This window comes from Lyngbya aestuarii BL J (genome assembly GCF_000478195.2).
Lineage (GTDB): Bacteria > Cyanobacteriota > Cyanobacteriia > Cyanobacteriales > Microcoleaceae > Capilliphycus > Capilliphycus aestuarii.
In genome coordinates this window covers 1-17,846 of sequence record NZ_AUZM01000009.1, presented here as the reverse complement: position 1 = coordinate 17,846, position 17,846 = coordinate 1, and the positions used below count along the sequence as shown (strand labels likewise).

The window sequence follows — 17,846 nt, the reverse complement described above, 5'->3', positions numbered from 1 at the left end:
GGGTTCATATCAATTGATTCATGCAAAAAACAACCGATTTAACCCCAAAAATATAGATTTATTCATCCTAGCAAAAAGGGAATTGATTTGAATACAACAATTTTAAGCAATCGTACAGCAGGCTATTTTCAACTGATGCGTCCCCCCAATATTCCCACAGCTTGGGCGGATATCCTAGCCGGATATGCCATTGCGGGGAGTAGCGCCTCTATTAGTTCTTTATTGTGGTTACTCCTAGCAACAACTGGACTTTATGGGGGCGGGGTTGTTTTCAATGATGTTTTTGATGCCGAGTTAGATGCAGAAGAACGCCCGGAACGGCCAATTCCTCGGGGTACAGTTTCATCTCAAGAAGCGACAATATTGGGCGGTTTTTTGTTAACGGTTGGAGTTTTTGCAGCCAGCCAGGTTTCGGGGTTGAGTCTAGTATTGGCGAGTCTAATTGCTGCGGCGACCCTAATTTACGACAGTATAGCAAAACATCACGCTTTGTTCGGCCCGTTAACAATGGGGTTTTGTCGGGCGGGGAATTTATTACTTGGTATTAGCGTTTTACCGACAGTATTTAGCAATATTTTCGAGAATGGATTTTCATTAATTCATCCCACTTATCTCGCCATTATTCCGATTTTGTACATTGGTGCAATTACCGCTATTAGTCAAGGTGAAGTGTATGGGGGAAGTCGTCGCACCGGACAAATTTCGGTTGTACTGATGGGTGTTGTTATTGCTATTTTGTTGGGCTGTGCAATTACATCTGCTCATATGATTAGCGCTTTATTGTTTGTTGCGTTACTAACTTGGCGCATTTTTCCCCCATTTGTTCGAGCGGCGACTCATCCCCAAGCTAACCATATTCGCAGTGCGGTTCAAGCCGGAATATTATCTTTAGTAATTGTCAATGCAACACTTGCTTCTTGCTTTGCTGGCGGACTTTACGGTTTGCTAGTGTTAGCACTCTTGCTTTTGTCAATGGGATTAGTGCGTTTGTTTGCAATGACTTAATATTACAGGTAATAGGCAATAAAAAAATAGATAAAAAAGGATAAAATTTAATGACTTTTACACTTTCTAAGCCCGCTTCTCAACCTGCTGTTTCCAAGAGTTCATCCACTGAGTATGCTTCTCTCAAACAAGAGGTAAAAGTTACATTTAACTATGATGTACATTTTACTCGGGATTTATTTAACCCCGATAATCCTTTACTCGCACAGGTGTTACTCGCAACCGGAGAAGGAACAAAAAAAGCAATTGCATTTGTAGATAGTGGACTCCCTCAACAGACTGAAATTCTGGCTCAAATTCAAGCCTATAGTAAATGCCATTCCTATGCGTTAAACCTCAAACCTGGTTCAACTTTAATTGCCGGGGGAGAAGCGGCGAAAAATAATCCTCAACTCGTTGAAAACTTACAAAAACTGATTTCAGATGCCGAACTTTGTCGTCATTCTTATGTGATTGCGGTGGGTGGCGGTGCAATGTTAGATTTAGTGGGCTACGCCGCAGCAACAGCCCATCGAGGGATTCGGTTAATTCGGGTTCCGACAACAGTTTTAGGACAATGTGACTCGGGAGTGGGAGTAAAAAATGGGATTAATGCTTTTGGTAAAAAGAACTTTTTAGGAACGTTTGCACCCCCAACTTTGGTTTTAAACGATGCCAATTTTTTAACCACATTAGATGATCGAAATTGGCGATCCGGTATTGCTGAAGCGGTGAAAGTTGCACTGATTAAAGATGCTGCTTTTTTTGATTTTATTGCTAATCATACAGAAGCATTAGTCAACCGAGATTTAGATACGATGCAGCAAATTGTTTACCGTTGTGCTAAGTTGCATCTTGATCATATTGCTGGCGGAGATCCGTTTGAAATGGGAAGTTCTCGCCCTCTAGATTTTGGTCATTGGGCAGCACACCGGATAGAATACCTCAGCAATTACCGTCTTTATCATGGAGAAGCTGTGGCGATTGGAATTTGTCTTGACAGCACTTATTCTTATTTGTCAGGTTTGATTACCAAGCAAGAATTGAATGAAATTTTGAACCTGTTTAAAGCATTGGGATTTCGTCTTTATGATGCTGAACTTTCTTCTCACTTCACTTCACCTGAACATTCCCGTTCTCTGTTTCGAGGGTTAAGTGAATTTCAAGAACATTTGGGCGGAGAGTTGACTTTAATGCTGCTCGCAACCATTGGTCAAGGCTTAGAAGTTCACCAAGTTGATTTAGATAAATATCGCCTCGCTATTATGATGTTAAAGGAGGCTGATTTATAATGCAGCTTACTGAAAATAACGCTCACTTAACCTACTGTACAAATATTCATCCTGGTGAATCTTGGCCCGAAGTTTTTGACAACTTAAAACAATATATTCCAGCTTTAAAAAGTCGCTTGAAGACTGAATATTTTGGGATTGGTTTAAGACTTTCTCATCAGGCAACAACGCAACTTAAAGCCTTAGAAATGAGTGAATTTAAGGCTTGGTTAGCCAAACATAATCTTTATGTTTTTACCCTGAATGGATTTCCCTATGGAGGGTTTCATAATCAGGTGGTGAAAGATCAAGTTTATGCACCAGATTGGACAACACCCGAACGAACTAACTACACTAAGCACCTTGCTTATATATTAGCCGAACTGTTACCGGAAGGTGTAAATGGGAGTATTTCAACGCTGCCTCTTTCTTATAAGCCTTGGTTTGACAGTTCATCTGATATCAATGAGGTGTTTAAACACAGTACAATTAACCTGGTTAAAGTTGTTATTGAACTCATTAAACTACATCAGAAAACGGGTAAATTTATTCATGTTGACCTTGAACCCGAACCTAATGGGTTAATTGAGAATTCAGCCGAAGTGATTGATTTTTTTGAGAACTGGCTGTTACCTGTCGGTGGAAAACAACTCGCTGATACACTGAGTCTTGATTTGAATACAGCCGAGAAACTTCTGCGACAACATATTCAAATCTGTTATGATACTTGCCATTTTTCTGTTGTTTATGAAAAGCCATCTCAGGTATTTGAACAGTTTAAACAAGCCGGAATTTTAGTTGGCAAAATTCAAATTAGTGCAGCGATTAAAAATCAGCTTCCTCAAGAGCAATCTAAACGTGATTACCTCGCTGAATATTTACAGAAATTTGTTGATTCTACTTATCTTCATCAAGTCGTTGCTGCTCATGCAGACGGTATTTTACAATCCTATATTGATTTACCCGAAGCACTTCAAGAGTTAAGAGAAACAACGGCTCAAGAATGGCGGACTCATTTTCACATTCCGATATTTAACAAAACTTACGGCGTTTTACAGTCTACCCAAGATGATATTTTAACGGTATTAGATTTGTTGAAAGATTATCCTTGTCAACATCTAGAGATCGAAACTTATACGTTTCAAGTTCTTCCTGAAAACCTCAAAACTGATTTACTCACTTCTATTCAAAGAGAGTATGAATGGGTACTTCAGCATTACCAAGATCATTCTAATCTCTATTCAAACCAACACCAGACTGTTTCTTCTGCTTCAAGTTAATCTCTTTTGAAGATTGTAGTTTTATTCTCAATTAATCCATGCAAAAAACAGTAGTTATTAATATTGTCGGTCTGACCTCTGCGTTGTTAAAAGCAATGCCAAACCTGTCGAAATGGGCGAAACAAGTTAATACCATTAAACCTGTATTACCTGCGGTGACTTGTTCGGCTCAGACAACCTATTTAACCGGAAAATGGCCGAGTGAACATGGTATTGTTGGTAATGGTTGGTATTTTCGTGATGAAAATGAAATTAAGTTTTGGCGACAGTCTAACCGTTTGGTACAGGCGCCGAAAATTTGGGAGATGGCTAAAGAAATTACCCCCAATTGTACGACCGCCAATCTGTTTTGGTGGTACAATATGAATTCGTCGGTAGACTATGGAATTACCCCTCGACCCATGTATCCGGCTGATGGTCGAAAAATTCCCGATATTTACACTCAGCCCGGTGATTTGCGATCGCAAATTCAATCCGATTTAGGTCAGTTTCCGCTGTTTAAATTTTGGGGGCCAGCGACTTCAATTGCCTCTAGCCAATGGATAGCAGATTCTGCAAAATGGGTTGATCTTCGCCAAGATCCGACGCTAACATTGATCTATCTTCCTCATCTTGATTACTGTTTGCAAAGTGTGGGAACAAAACCCGAAGAAATTCAAAAAGATTTACAAGCTATCGATCAAGTTTGTGCAGATTTAATTGACTACTACACTGCAAAAAATGCCAAGATTGTGGTATTGTCAGAATATGGTATTACTCCAGTTTCTCAGCCCATTCATCTGAATCGATTATTGAGGGAAAAGGGTTTATTATCCGTCCGAGAAGAATTGGGTTTGGAATTGCTCGATATGGGTGCTAGTGAGGCTTTTGCTGTCGCCGATCATCAAATTGCTCATATTTATGTGCGATCTGATGCTAATATTTCTAAAGTGCGATCAATCCTCGAAAATGTTGATGGTATTGACTACATTTTAGACAAGGAAGATCAAAAAGCATTTCATCTTAATCATAGCCGATCCGGTGATTTAGTTGCGATCGCTGATCCTCATGCTTGGTTTACTTACTACTATTGGTTAGACGATAAACGCGCCCCAGATTTTGCTCGCACCGTTGATATTCACCGCAAACCCGGTTTTGACCCCGTTGAACTGTTTATCGACCCAAAAATCCCTTTACCCAAGCTAAAAATAGCCTCGACGTTGTTAAGAAAGCAATTAGGTTTTCGTTATTTACTAGACGTTATTCCACTCGATGCTAACCTCGTGAAAGGTTCTCACGGTTGTATTCCACCGAATACCTGTGATCATCCTGTTTTTATTACTCAAAAAGCAGAACCTTCAGAAGAAAACCCTCTGTTACCTACAGACATTAGCCAACTGATTCTTAAAGAAATCTTTAACTAATTAACCCACATTTAAACAAAAAAAATTGATATATCGTCTTGGGTGCGATCATCTATCTAAAGATATAAATTCGGGGTAAAAATGAACGCCCCGATTTTTTTATATTGCCAAATTTCCCCAATTTAGTTATACTCAGAAAGACCTCTTGAACAATCGGGAAAATTTCGGTAAATTTTCAAGGATTGGTCTGAAAAATTCCCAGATGAAGTTTCTTAATAAAATCAATGAAGCTGCAAAATATACTAACAGCATCAGCGACAGTTTTTTCTGTCCTTATTGGTGGGCTTTTTGCCCCCGCTCACGCTTTTAACCCCGCCGACTTAGAGCGAGTCTTAAACGGGAATAACTGTGTAGGGTGTAACCTCGCTGGAGCGAACTTCGCGGGGCTTAACCTGGGTGGTGCAAATTTTCAAGGGGTAAACCTCAGCGATACTAACTTTTCTGGCGTTAACTTAGGTGGTGCTAACTTCGCCGGAGTTGATTTAATTGGGGCGAATTTTCAAGGGGTAAACCTCAACGATACTAACTTTGTGGGAGTCAACCTCAGCAATACGAACTTTGCCGGAGTTGACCTCATAGGTGCTAATTTTTTTGGAGTTAATCTCACCGATACTAACTTTGTGGGAGTCAACCTCACCAATACGAACTTTGCCGGAGTTGACCTAATAGATGCTAATTTTTTCGGGGCTAATTTAACCGAGACTAACTTTGTGGGAGTCAACCTCAGCAATACAAACTTTGCCGGAGTTGACCTGATACGGGCTAATTTTTTAGGGGGTAATTTGACCGAAAGTAACTTTGTGGGAGTCAACTTAAGTGAAGCCAACCTCACCGGAGTTAACCTCACCGACAGTAACTTTATAGGAGTTAATCTCAGTAAAGCCAGCCTCACCGGAGTTGACCTAGCAGGAATTAACCTGATTGGAGTTAATCTAACAGACACACTCCTGAATGGTGAAAAAATCACCGACAAAATGGCAAGCGTCCCCGAACCTTCTTTCCTGGTTAGCCTCAGTATATTAGCAATAGCAGCCGCAGGAAGTCGCCTCAAAAAGAAACTCGACTATTTGCAACAAAAATAGTTTATTTCTATCATAATTAGAGAAAAATTTTTAGTCTGGGTGGGTTGATTTAACTAATTTTTGGAAAAATATATCTTTAGGAAGAACCCGTCCCAACACCGGCGACGGGTTCCGAGGAGACCAACGGTCAAAGATTACTCCGTCGTTTCACGGCGGAGTAATCTTTGACTGATATAAACCCACTTTACCCAATAACAAAATTAATCAACCAAAAATAATATCAATCAGCAGACTGCGAAAGATCGGTGTGATATTCAAAAGAATATTCATAGCAAATATTAGTAAATCTTTTTAATCTATATGCAGAGCGGGTAGTAATACGTTTTCAAAACGTTTGCTTTTGCCTGCAAAAAACTTTTCACTTTAACAGCGTAATTATTGGGTAATAAACCCAATGTGTTAGTCTGCGCTGAAAAATTGTCGCAGTAAAAATTTAAGCTTTTTATTCCATCTGTAAAACTTAGAGAGATCCCATGGCAACATCCGAAAATACATCAACTGAAGATCTAAATATGTCCAATCAGACGACTCAAGCAGGAGGTGGAATGGGTAATGGTAATCCACTTGCCCCGGCAGAAGGCTACGAGTACGACTTCAGCAGCGATTCAGAGACTCCTCAGACCCCGTTTGATCCATTAATTGGGGTTGGGGATATTGATGATCTTGGTGACATCTTTGGAGATCTAGATCCAGAAGATAACCCCTTCGGAGGTAATCCGACAGAGGGCGGTGGAAATTCCTTCGGTGGCGGGAACTCAGACGGCTTCGGCGGTGGAATGGACGACATGGACGAAGATTCCGAAGTACCTGTTGACTCTGATGATGATGCCCCCATGCCTGTTGAACCCGATGGCGGGAACTCAGACGGCTTCGGCGGTGGAAATTCCTTCGGTGGCGGGAACTCAGACGGCTTCGGCGGTGGAAATTCCTTCGGTGGCGGGAACTCAGACGGCTTCGGCGGTGGAAATTCCTTCGGTGGCGGGAACTCAGACGGCTTCGGCGGTGGAATGGACGACATGGACGAAGATTCCGAAGTACCTGTTGACTCTGATGATGATGCCCCCATGCCTGTTGAACCCGATGGCGGGAACTCAGACGGCTTCGGCGGTGGAAATTCCTTCGGTGGCGGGAACTCAGACGGCTTCGGCGGTGGAAATTCCTTCGGTGGCGGGAACTCAGACGGCTTCGGCGGTGGAAATTCCTTCGGCGGCGGGAACTCAGACGGCTTCGGCGGTGGAAATTCCTTCGGCGGCGGGAACTCAGGCGGCGGCGGTGGCTTTGGTAGCAACACCCCCAACAGTGGCGGTAACATCGATACAGGCGAAAATAACGAAAATTTAGGTACTGGTAACTCTGCTTTTGGCAGCGACAACCAAACAGAAGGCAACGGTAACAACGCTTTTGGGGATGGCAATTCTACCAATGGCAACGGTAACACCGACTTCGGCAGCAACAACCAAACAGAAGGTAACGGTAACCGCTCCTTCGGCGAAGGCGGCGAGGGTTTTAACGAAATTTTTGAAGGTCGAGAAAATCCGTTAGAACCGTCCGAAGGCGGAAGCGATGTTCCCATCGATCTCGGATCAATTGGCGGAAACAATCCCGTCTTTGCCGGTGGCGGTACACCAGCGCCAGAAGGGGGCGTACCGATTGATATTGAAGATTTAGAAGAAAGTAGCAACAATCAAACCAACGGTAACGGTAACTGGAATTTCGGCAGCAACAATCAAACCAACGGTAACGGAAACTGGAATTTCGGCGGCGACAACACCATCGAAGGTAACGGTAACTGGAGTTTCGGAGATAACAACAATATTAACGGAAACGGCAACCGTCCGAGCGGCAGTGGAAACACCATTACCGGAAACGGCAATCGCCCAACCGGTACTGGTACCACCATTGTAGGCAACCGAGTCAGTACCTCAGCAGATAATGTAAGTATCTATGGAAACGGCGATCGCTATTTCCAAACCGATAGCGACGGTAATACTATACTTGTTGACGATCCGTCCGCTCGCGATCCCAACTACACTTATGACTTTAGCGGTTTAGAGGGTAGTGACTCCCCAGAGATTAACACCGGTGATGTAGGTTTTGGCGGGGTAATGGCGACCTTCTCAACAGAAACCGACTCCGACTCCGGCGCCGACTCCACACCCGTCACGGAGACATTTACCCCCGAAGATTTTATCCCAACCTCTGGAGAGATGTCCGATGTTGACGTTGAGGATGTCGAAAGCGAACAGTTCTCTACAGAAACCCCAACCGGCGAAATGTCGGAAGAATCAGCCCCAGACGAGGTTACTGACTCCGATATCCCCGACATGATGGGAGAGTCTTCGACACAAACCCCAACGAGCGAATTATCTGAAGAATCAGCCCCAGACGAGGTTACTGACTCCGATATCCCCGACATGATGGGAGAGTCTTCGACACAAACCCCAACGAGCGAATTATCTGAAGAATCAGACCCAGACGAGGTTACTGACTCCGATATCCCCGACATGATGGGAGAGTCTTCCCCAGAAGGTATGATGGAACAACCCTCAGAATCTACAGAGGGTCAAGCCGATTCTGACAGCGATATGAGTTCCGATGATTCCGCCCTTTTAGACCAACTGCGAAACAGTCCTTTTGGTCCTTTGTTGGATATTGATGGCGTTGATGGCGTTGAGGATATTTTTGGTAACGTCGGCGGCGCCGGTGGTGGAAACGGTTCCTTCGGTGGCGGTGGTGTAGGTAGCGGTAATCCCTTTGCTAACTGGGACCCGCTTACCGATAGCAATCCTTTTGGTGAAGGAGACGAACCAACAACCAGCACAGAAACGCCCGAAGGTTCTAGTAATCCCTTTGGCACCGAAACTTCTTCAGGTTCTAGTAATCCCTTTGGTCAAACCGAAACTTCTTCAGGTTCTAGCAATCCTTTTGGTGAAACCGAAGCGCCCGAAGGTTCTAGCAATCCTGTTAGTCAAATTGACAGCCTTACAGGTGAAATTGGGTTTAATATCGACAATTTTGTTGATTCTATGGAAGCAAGAATTGAAGGCTTGATTGATTCTGTCCCCCAAGATTTCAATGAACCGGGTACTGTCGCAGATATTGGTCCTAGCTATATTGTTCGCGATGGTGAAGGCGGTTTTTATCTTAGCGCTAACGAAAGCGTTGACAACGATGATATGTTGATTTTCGGTGGCGCTATTGGCAATCAGTCCGAAGCTGAAAGCGTTGAGGATTATATTGATTTCATGGCAGGAGGTTCAGACCAACCCGGTGTAGTTGCAGCCATTGGGGATGAATATCTGATCGAAGATGGCGACGGCGGTTGGTATGTTAGCGCTGACGAAACTTTTGACAGCAATGATATGCAGCTGTTAAACGGTAGCTCTATTCTCAACCTGCCAGATTTTGAAGGTTTCAACGGTTTGTAATCAACGATTAAATACCGATTAAAAAACCCGGTGCGCGTAAGAGTTACCGGGTTTTTATACTTGGGGTGAGAGTTACCAATATTTAATCGAAATGGTTAAAGAGGCTATTTTTATTCAAAAACTCCCGATTAAGTTTAATTATAATTTACCTCTTACTTCAAATGTTGCATTTCTTGGATAAAATTACCCATTGGGCGAGTTTGACCCCTGTTGACTTCCTCAAAGCCTTGTTGAATTCCCGCTATTGTTTCCAACTGTTCAATCAATTGGCGTAACTTAACCGGGTCAATTTTGTCGGGATCGAGAAAGGTTACAAGCACCTGGGTATTACTAATGTCTTGCGGTAGTTCACTTAATTGAATTTGTCCATCTCGATAAAACCCTTCAACCGTTTTTAGCATAAGTTGATACAAATAATGATTGCTCTTAGCTCATTATACTCATTAACCTGTAGGTTGGGTTGAACGCAGTGAAACCCAACATTTTTAAACTCCATGCCAATTCAGATTAATTGTGATAAAATCAATGAAAATACATTAAAAGTTATTCTGAGGAATACTGATTTAACTGAAGATGATCTCAATTATTGATTGCTCGACCTACAAATTCTGCTGATTGAGTCCAAGCAGAACGTATTTCTCCTGTCTCTGGATCACGATACCATAACTTATCAAAACGGTTATGTATGTTCCATTCCCAAGCAACCTGTATTCCTGCTTTAAAATGTTTGCGAGTCGTCGGATGAATTGTGTATCCATTTAGAATATTACCTGGTTGCTCTCTAATTTCAAGAATTACACCTGAAACCCCTGATCTAATACATTGACATTCGGGATCGGAGTAAAGAGGCACTTCTGTACGATAGACAGTCCTTAAGACTTGATAATTTTCTTTTTGTGTATTTGTCTCTCTAGTTAAAGGTTTACTATCATCACTTGATGAATATCCAAAAAAATCATGATTAATTAATGAGTTTATTTCTTGTAATTGTTCTGGAGACAAGGAAGGAACTCTCTTAATTATATCGGGAATGTCAATTATATCAACTTTAGGATCAAAGTTGAATTTACCTTCTGTTTCAAAATTAGAACGATAGCTTTTCTGCTTTTGAGCTAAAATGAAAACTTTTAGGTTTTCAAAGTAAACATATTGTTGAGAACGTATAAATTTAGTGATTGCATCTTTGATTTTAGAAGATGATTTTGTTACTGTAACCTGAAAAGCAATTTTTCTTTCCCAATCTCCCAAATCAATAGCTGTGTAATTTTTCTTTTGATAGTCCAAATTTACTAACTTATACCCAAATACTATATTTAACAATTCGGCGATGAATCGTTGAGAAAAAATATTTTGATCGTGAAGATTAAGAAACCCTCTATTTCTTAGAGAAACTTCCAAAACTGTCAACATATCTATAATTCTTTTTTGTATAGATTCAAGATAAAACATTCTTCTTTCTACCTCAACTGAAACAGAGCCATTCTAAAATTAAAGTCCCCTCCCTATTCTATCATAAGGAGGGGGATTAGAAGGTTTAGGTCAACGCAGGAATCCCTAAAATATCCTCAATTTTTGGCATATCCTCAACCGGAATAACGCGCCCTTCATCTTCAAAACCTTCAATTTCATTGAAGTTGAGATAACGGTATAAATCCGCAGCAAACGGGTCAAGTTTCTTGGTAATAATCTCCTTGTATTCCTCAACCGTTGGAATGCGTCCTAACAACGCACAAACCGCAGATAATTCAGCCGAACCCAAATAAACTCGCGCATCTTTACCCATGCGGTTGTTGAAATTTCGAGTCGAAGTAGACATCACCGTAGCGCCATCTTCAACCCTTGCTTGGTTCCCCATACACAGCGAACATCCGGGCATTTCCGTTCTTGCACCCGAGGCGGCAAATACACCGTAAACCCCCTCATTTCTTAACTGTTGTTCGTCCATACGTGTTGGAGGACAAACCCACAGGCGAACCTTCACTTTTTCCCCTTCCAACACCTTCGCCGCAGCCCGATAATGGCCGATATTCGTCATACAAGAACCGATGAACACCTCATCAATTTTATCCCCCGCACATTCGGACATTAACTTAACATTATCCGGGTCGTTCGGTGCGGCAACAATCGGTTCTTTGATTTCATTCAAATTCACTTCGATAATATCAGCATACTCTGCATTGTTATCGGCTTCCATTAACTCGGGATTCGCTAACCACTGTTCCATTTTAGCAATCCGACGAGTTAAGGTTTTAGAATCCTGATATCCACGGGCAATCATATTCGTCATCAACGCAATATTTGACCGCAAATATTCAGAAATCGTCTCTACACCTAACTTAATTGTAGAACCCGCACAGGAACGTTCTGCTGTGGCGTCGGTCAATTCAAAAGCCTGTTCAACTTTTAAATCCGGCAACCCTTCCATCTCCATAATTCGACCGTTGAACACATTTTGTTTGTTCTCTTTTCCAACGGTTAACTTACCCTGTTGCATCGCCACCCAAGGAATAGCATTGACAATATCCCGCAGCGTTACACCGGGTTGTAATTCGCCCGAAAACTTCACTAAAACCGATTCTGGCATATCCAACGGCATGACGCCCAAAGCCGCAGCAAACGCCACTAAACCTGAACCTGCGGGGAAAGAAATTCCCAACGGAAAACGAGTGTGAGAATCGCCCCCAGTTCCGACAGTATCGGGTAACAACATCCGGTTTAACCAAGAGTGAATAATCCCATCACCGGGACGCAATGCAACCCCTCCGCGAGTGGAGAAGAAATCGGGTAATTGTTTGTGAGTGTTGATATCAACCGGTTTGGGATAAGCCGCAGTGTGACAGAAACTTTGCATCACTAAATCGGCAGAAAAACCCAAACAGGCGAGTTCTTTTAACTCATCTCTCGTCATCGGTCCAGTCGTATCTTGAGAACCCACAGTTGTCATCATCGGTTCACAGGAAGTTCCTGGACGAACCCCAGGTAAAACACAAGCTTTTCCGACCATTTTTTGGGCGAGAGTGAAGCCTTTTCCGGTATCTTCTGGCATCGTTGGACGGGTGAATAAAGTTGAGGGTTGATAACCCAAAGCTTCGCGAGTTTTATCGGTTAAACTGCGTCCAATTAATAGGGGAATTCGTCCGCCGGCGCGAACTTCATCTAATATGGTTTCGGGCTTTAACGCAAAAGTGGAAATAACTTCTCCCGATTCGTTGGTAATTTCGCCTTTGTAGGGATGAATCGTAATCACATCTCCGGTATTTAGAGAAGTGACATCACATTCTATCGGTAAAGCGCCAGAATCTTCAGCAGTATTAAAGAAAATGGGGGCAATTTTTCCACCTAAAATATAACCGCCCGCCCGTTTATTCGGAACACAAGGAATATCATCGCCAATATGCCATAATAGCGAATTAATTGCTGATTTCCGTGATGAACCTGTTCCCACAACATCACCAACATAAGCCACCGGATGACCTTTTTGTTTGAGTTCAGCAATGGTTTGAATTCCTTCCGGCATACTCGACTCTAACATCACCAAAGCATGGAGAGGAATGTCGGGGCGAGTGGTGGCGTGGGGGGCGGGAGATAAATCATCAGTGTTGGTTTCGCCTGGAACTTTGAAAACAGTAACGGTAATGGTTTCAGGAACTTTTGGACGACGAATAAACCAGTCTGCTTCCGCCCAAGCATCAATCACTTGTTTGGCGTAGGGATTGACTTCTGAAAGGGCGAGAACATCGTTAAAAGCGTCAAAAGCTAGGGTGATTGTACTGAGGGCGGTGGCGGCTTCACTGGCGGTATTAGAATCAGAGGATTTGAGGAAATCCACCAGAGATTGAACGTTATAACCCCCGATCATGGTTCCCAACAAGTCTATCGCCCCCTGATGGGATAATAAAGGACAGTTAATTTCTCCCTTGGCGACGGCGGTTAAAAATCCCGCTTTGACGTAGGCGGCTTCATCGACTCCGGGCGGAATGCGATCGCGTAGCAAGTCCATTAAGAATTCTTTCTCCTCCTCTGGCGGGTTTTTCAGGAGTTCGCAGAGTTCGGAGGTTTGTTCGGCGTTGAGGGGTAACGGCGGTATCCCTAAAGCTTCTCGTTCAGCTGCGTGTTGACGGTAGGCTTCTAGCATAGTTGATGTTCTCCATATAGGTATCTTTGATTATGGTATCGATAAACCCCCCAACTTTGTAGATGCCAGGAATACGGTTATTTTCTCTTGTGGAAATATTCGCAACTCTCCATACTGAGAGAAATTTCGTTATTTAGATGGCAAATTGTGTTACAAATATCTGTTGATAATAGATGAACATGACCAATATCACGTTATCCCAAGAACAAAACCTAGTACAGAATGACTGGCAATTTACTGAGGTTTGGATTGATCCGATGTTAACGCCTCCCTATGTGTTACTGCTGTTAGCTGATGCAATGGGAAAATGTCAAATCTATGACCCCGCTAAAGGTTATCAAGTCATTTTTACCAGCGAAAATTATGAAAGTGCTAAATTGTGGCTATTAGAGGACGAATATGAACCCCTTGAAGGAAGATTATTGTCCGAGGATTTATTGACTTAAAGCAGGTGCTACTTCAATAGCTAGTCCGTCTCCAAGTGCCAGTGATAAGCTTTGACCATAATCCGTTTTCTTAGTAATCGCTAACGTTTAGCTTGTGTTAAAGTATGTATTAAAATAATTTAAGATAAATACTAACAATGGGTCAGGCTTGGAAGAAAGTACAGAAGCATAGACAGGCAAAACGTAAGCTTTATAACTTGATGGCTAAAGTGGATCAAGTCATCGTTATTCACTACTCTTGTGAAAGTTTCTACGATAGACCTGATGGCTCATCACCAAGAATTACTTCGATTGCCGTTCGGAATCTAGAATCCGGTCAGACGACCTCTTTTTCCATTCATCAAGTAGCGGAAATCGAAGGATATTCAGCAAGTGGTTTAGGGCAACATTATAATCAACTAGAAAAAATAATGTTGGATAATTTTTATGATTATGTACGCCGTCATGGTTCCTATATCTGGCTACACTGGAAGATGAGAGATATAAACTATGGTTTTCCTGCAATCGCTCATCGCTACAAGGTTCTCGGTGGTCAACCTGAACCAATTAATGAAAGCAAATTAGTTGACTTATCCCGATTACTCAAAGATATCTATGGTGATGCTTATATTCCACCTCCTCGATTAAAAAGCCTAGCTGAAGAAAATTCAATGTTACGTGAAGACTTCTTAGAGGGAAAAGCCGAAGCTGAGGCTTTTGACAATGAAGAATATGTAAAACTTCATCAATCGACTTTGAGAAAAGTAGATGTTATTGCTAAAATCGTTGAGCGTGTTGATGATGGCTCACTTAAAACTAAGTCTAACTGGAAAGACATTTATGGAAATTATTTAGCAGCATTTGTTGAATTGATCAAAGAGAACCCAGTTATAAGTGCGATAGTAGCAATAATCAGTTTTGTAAGTGCAGTCATTGGAATTATTAAGTAAATACCTTTCACTTGATCCAAAGACTGTCTGAGTTAATGTTGGAGAGGTTGCCGAAAGATTCCGGTCAGGTTGTTAGTGGGTTGTTATCGAGGTTAAGCGACTGCAATTGGGAGAGTTGGCCGATTACTTCCGGTAGGGTTGTTAGTTGGTTGTTATCGAGGTTAAGCCACTGCAATTGGGAGAGGTTGCCGATCACTTCCGGTAGGGTTGTCAGTTGGTTGTCATTGAGGTCAAGCGTCTGCAATTGGGAGAGTTGACCGATCGCCTCGGGTAACTCAGTCAGTCCCAGATTTCTAAGATCGAGTTCGGTTGCACCCTCTTGCCGTGCCTTTTCAATGCGTTGTTCTGCTTCGCGGTATGCCTTGTCTGTAGCCATTGTTCGCATCTCCTCATTTCCAACTTTGTGATAGCATTATCTCTCTTTAACTATATTACCTGCTTGATGAAATATGGCGATCGCGAAGGGTTGGATAAATTAACAATTTGTTGAGTAAACCAAGTAGCTGTACTTTGATTTTTTCATTGTTCAGATATTTCATTAGATTCAAATTCATATAAAATAGAATTGATTTCATTAACGCCAATATCTTCCTGTTCAGATTTACTGTAAATTGTTAACAATAAAACTGAAGTGGGAGATTCAACACAATAAATTAATCGATAGCCTGCGCTTTTCCCTTTTTTGATATTACTATTTTTCACTCTGACTTTATAAATGAAATAATTTTCCCCAAAGCCAGATAAGCGATCGCCTAGAAAATTCCCCTTTTGTAGTTCTGTAATAACGGACTGAGTATCAGAACGAATATTTCGGTATTTTTTGGCTAACTCTTTTAAATTTCGTTTATACTCCGGCGTTAAATCAATACTAACAAATGATGAATTATTCTGCATCTATCCCCTCCCACATTTTTTCTAAAGGAATTCTTTGTCCAGATTTCATTTCCTTTAACGCGCGTCTTAAACTGGCTTTAATTTCTTCGACAGGTGTATCATCCGGATCGGATTCAGATTCATCCTCTTGAGTCACTAAAACAATGACTTTCACCCGACTTTTCTGACCTATTTCTAGGGACTGATCTAAAACCAATTGCCCTTTTTCATCAACGGTTCCCATGACTTCAAATGCCTGCATGATTGTATCTCCTGAACAGTTTACTTAATTGATTATAGCAGTTTGTATTAAATGAGAATCAGACTTAAATTGCGATCGCCCCAACATTAACAGTAATAATAGAGAAGGCATCGCAGTTTATTATTTTAACTGTTCGGACTCGATCAGTTAACAACTTGTTGAGTAAACCAAGCGGCTGCAATGGTATTAGTTCCCTCGCCCAGTCGTTTTAACGTTTCTTCTAACACCGAAATCGGCAACCCGTTCAACGCCAGAGAGTTTGTACAAATGTTGTATTTTCCCTCTGGTAACTGCAAGTAAAATACTCACTTTCGGCGTATATTTATTTTCTAATCTTCATAGAATTGATGTAAATCTTGATGAACTGCGTTTCAGGATTTTAATGTTTGCTGAATATCCAACGCTAAAAAGCGATCCACAGGTAAATAAATCCAACTAATCGAAGATTGAGAATCTCCTCCCAATTTTTGAAAACCCAAAGCTTGGATCAATCCTTCAAAACTCGGATGAATTAACAACGCATACAAATCACAAATATTCGGAAAATCTTGCTGCATCTTGACCAAAACTTGCTGAACATCTTGCAAAAATATGACTTGATAATCTTGCTGATAGACGCGATCAATCATCCAACTCCGAATAAATATAGATAAACAATTTTCATCACCCGGTTTTGCCATCTCAAACGCATCCACATCCGAAAAGGCTAAACTAATGCTGCGACTGGGTGGAGTAAAAAACAAATTTTCAGATTTTTTCGCAGTGGGAAATAATAGATAAAAACCGACTGGATGTAAATTATCACTACGACGCAATACTCGCATTCCGGTAGAATATTGTTGAGCAAAATGACGCAGATGTTGAGCCAAACGATGAGGAACAGCATCCGTTGTTCCATACATCCAGTTGTAATAGGGCGCTAATTGGTTGGCGATGGGAATAGTATCACAACGAGGATCAAAAGCATCTGGCTGAACCTGAACGGGTTGCTGTGGTTGTTGTTGTCGAGGATTAGACAAACTCATCACATCCAACATCGGTTGAATTTCAATACAAGTGGTTGTCCCATCAAAAAACTTTTTAATTAGTCCTAGTCGTTCTAATTTATCTAACATCATTCCTGCGGCGCGATCGCTTCCTCGTTCTGAGTCGCAATAAAATAATTTCGCTGCTTCTCTTTGAGTACAGGCGATCGCTTCTTGGGGAAATTCTAACTCAGCCAGCGGGGGTTTAAGGTGAGGTTGATGTTCTTGTTTTTGTTTAACTAATAAATAAACCCACAGTCGCACAAAATACTCAGCTCTAATACGAGTTAAACCGACTCGCTTCCTCAACAGAGAAGTCAAAGTTCGGCGCTGATCCCCAGAAAACCAGATATCAAGTTCTTCTAGATTCATAAGTTGAGTTGAGCATTCCCCAATGCGCTTTTATTTATTACTACTGTACGCAAAAACTTCACCCAACTTCAAGTGACTTCTATAAAGTTCTGTTAAGATCTGCTTGCTAGAGTCACCTCAACTTCCCTTCAGCAGAGTCATTGCAGCTTCACAACTGTGATATACACAATGGTAATAACTCAACCCAAAGGTCTTTGTTATGTGCATCTTGTACGCCTACCCTATGACAACTTTACAGTCTCTACAATCTGTAGTACCGTTTCATCCCCCCTAAATATAGAATGAACTTCAGTTTTGCGCCTATTGGTAATGGTGGAGTGAGCAGAAAATGATCATAGAAGTTTCAAGATTACTCA

General features: G+C 41.8%; 16 protein-coding genes. 8 read left to right on the top strand and 8 right to left on the bottom strand.

Annotated elements, in window-relative coordinates; all coding sequences use genetic code 11:
* Positions 1-87: 87 nt before the first annotated feature.
* The 6 genes from eboC to M595_RS05805 all read left to right on the top strand — a co-directional run bounded on the left by eboC (position 88) and on the right by M595_RS05805 (position 9,448).
* Positions 88-1,005 (top strand): UbiA-like protein EboC, encoded by a 918-nt coding sequence (eboC, locus tag M595_RS05830; RefSeq protein ID WP_040483649.1) that lies wholly within the window; start codon positions 88-90, stop codon positions 1,003-1,005.
* A 50-nt stretch (positions 1,006-1,055) separates the two neighbouring features.
* Positions 1,056-2,276, top strand: a complete 1,221-nt coding sequence (locus M595_RS05825; RefSeq protein ID WP_023065178.1) for a 3-dehydroquinate synthase — start codon at positions 1,056-1,058, stop codon at positions 2,274-2,276.
* Complete coding sequence (gene eboE, locus M595_RS05820) at positions 2,276-3,535, top strand: metabolite traffic protein EboE (protein WP_023065222.1); 1,260 nt, start codon at positions 2,276-2,278, stop codon at positions 3,533-3,535. The genes M595_RS05825 and eboE overlap by 1 nt, the downstream gene beginning before the upstream one ends.
* Positions 3,536-3,573: 38 nt before the next feature.
* Complete coding sequence (locus M595_RS05815; RefSeq protein WP_023065155.1) at positions 3,574-4,938, top strand: alkaline phosphatase family protein; 1,365 nt, start codon at positions 3,574-3,576, stop codon at positions 4,936-4,938.
* A 224-nt stretch (positions 4,939-5,162) separates the two neighbouring features.
* On the top strand, positions 5,163-6,020 hold the full coding sequence (locus M595_RS05810; RefSeq protein WP_023065173.1) for a pentapeptide repeat-containing protein: 858 nt from the start codon (positions 5,163-5,165) through the stop codon (positions 6,018-6,020).
* Positions 6,021-6,493: 473 nt separating this feature from the next.
* Positions 6,494-9,448 carry a hypothetical protein gene (locus M595_RS05805; RefSeq protein ID WP_052001705.1) on the top strand — a complete coding sequence of 985 codons (2,955 nt, stop codon included), beginning with the start codon at positions 6,494-6,496 and terminating at the stop codon, positions 9,446-9,448.
* Positions 9,449-9,600: 152 nt separating this feature from the next.
* On the opposite strand, the gene M595_RS05800 is transcribed toward M595_RS05805, so the two are convergent.
* The 3 genes from M595_RS05800 to acnB form a co-directional block, all read right to left on the bottom strand.
* The gene (locus M595_RS05800; protein ID WP_023065237.1) at positions 9,601-9,849 is read right to left on the bottom strand and encodes a hypothetical protein; all 249 of its coding nucleotides are present in this window, start codon (positions 9,847-9,849) and stop codon (positions 9,601-9,603) included.
* Positions 9,850-10,027: 178 nt separating this feature from the next.
* Entirely contained in the window at positions 10,028-10,897 is an 870-nt protein-coding gene (locus M595_RS05795; protein ID WP_023065184.1) for an SMEK domain-containing protein, read from the bottom strand.
* A gap of 85 nt (positions 10,898-10,982) precedes the next feature.
* A complete protein-coding gene (acnB, locus tag M595_RS05790; RefSeq protein WP_023065195.1) occupies positions 10,983-13,583 on the bottom strand; it encodes a bifunctional aconitate hydratase 2/2-methylisocitrate dehydratase in 2,601 nt (866 codons plus the stop codon).
* Between the two features lie 179 nt (positions 13,584-13,762).
* Between acnB and M595_RS05785 the strand changes: the two genes are divergently transcribed.
* Both M595_RS05785 and M595_RS05780 read left to right on the top strand, forming a co-directional pair.
* Positions 13,763-14,029: a hypothetical protein gene (locus M595_RS05785; RefSeq protein ID WP_023065246.1), complete on the top strand. Its 267-nt coding sequence runs from the start codon at positions 13,763-13,765 to the stop codon at positions 14,027-14,029.
* Between the two features lie 137 nt (positions 14,030-14,166).
* On the top strand, positions 14,167-14,958 hold the full coding sequence (locus M595_RS05780) for a hypothetical protein (RefSeq protein WP_040483647.1): 792 nt from the start codon (positions 14,167-14,169) through the stop codon (positions 14,956-14,958).
* Positions 14,959-15,022: 64 nt separating this feature from the next.
* On the opposite strand, the gene M595_RS05775 is transcribed toward M595_RS05780, so the two are convergent.
* The 5 genes from M595_RS05775 to M595_RS05760 form a co-directional block, all read right to left on the bottom strand.
* Positions 15,023-15,334, bottom strand: a complete 312-nt coding sequence (locus M595_RS05775) for a leucine-rich repeat domain-containing protein (protein ID WP_023065251.1) — start codon at positions 15,332-15,334, stop codon at positions 15,023-15,025.
* Positions 15,335-15,477: 143 nt separating this feature from the next.
* A complete protein-coding gene (locus tag M595_RS05770; RefSeq protein ID WP_023065243.1) occupies positions 15,478-15,852 on the bottom strand; it encodes a type II toxin-antitoxin system RelE family toxin in 375 nt (124 codons plus the stop codon).
* Positions 15,842-16,093: a type II toxin-antitoxin system RelN family antitoxin gene (locus M595_RS05765; RefSeq protein ID WP_023065239.1), complete on the bottom strand. Its 252-nt coding sequence runs from the start codon at positions 16,091-16,093 to the stop codon at positions 15,842-15,844. Before M595_RS05765 ends, M595_RS05770 begins: the two co-directional genes overlap by 11 nt.
* Before the next feature lie 143 nt (positions 16,094-16,236).
* Entirely contained in the window at positions 16,237-16,389 is a 153-nt protein-coding gene (locus M595_RS31025) for a hypothetical protein (RefSeq protein WP_023065163.1), read from the bottom strand.
* A gap of 75 nt (positions 16,390-16,464) precedes the next feature.
* A complete protein-coding gene (locus M595_RS05760; protein ID WP_023065198.1) occupies positions 16,465-17,490 on the bottom strand; it encodes a hypothetical protein in 1,026 nt (341 codons plus the stop codon).
* Between the last annotated feature and the right edge of the window lie 356 nt (positions 17,491-17,846).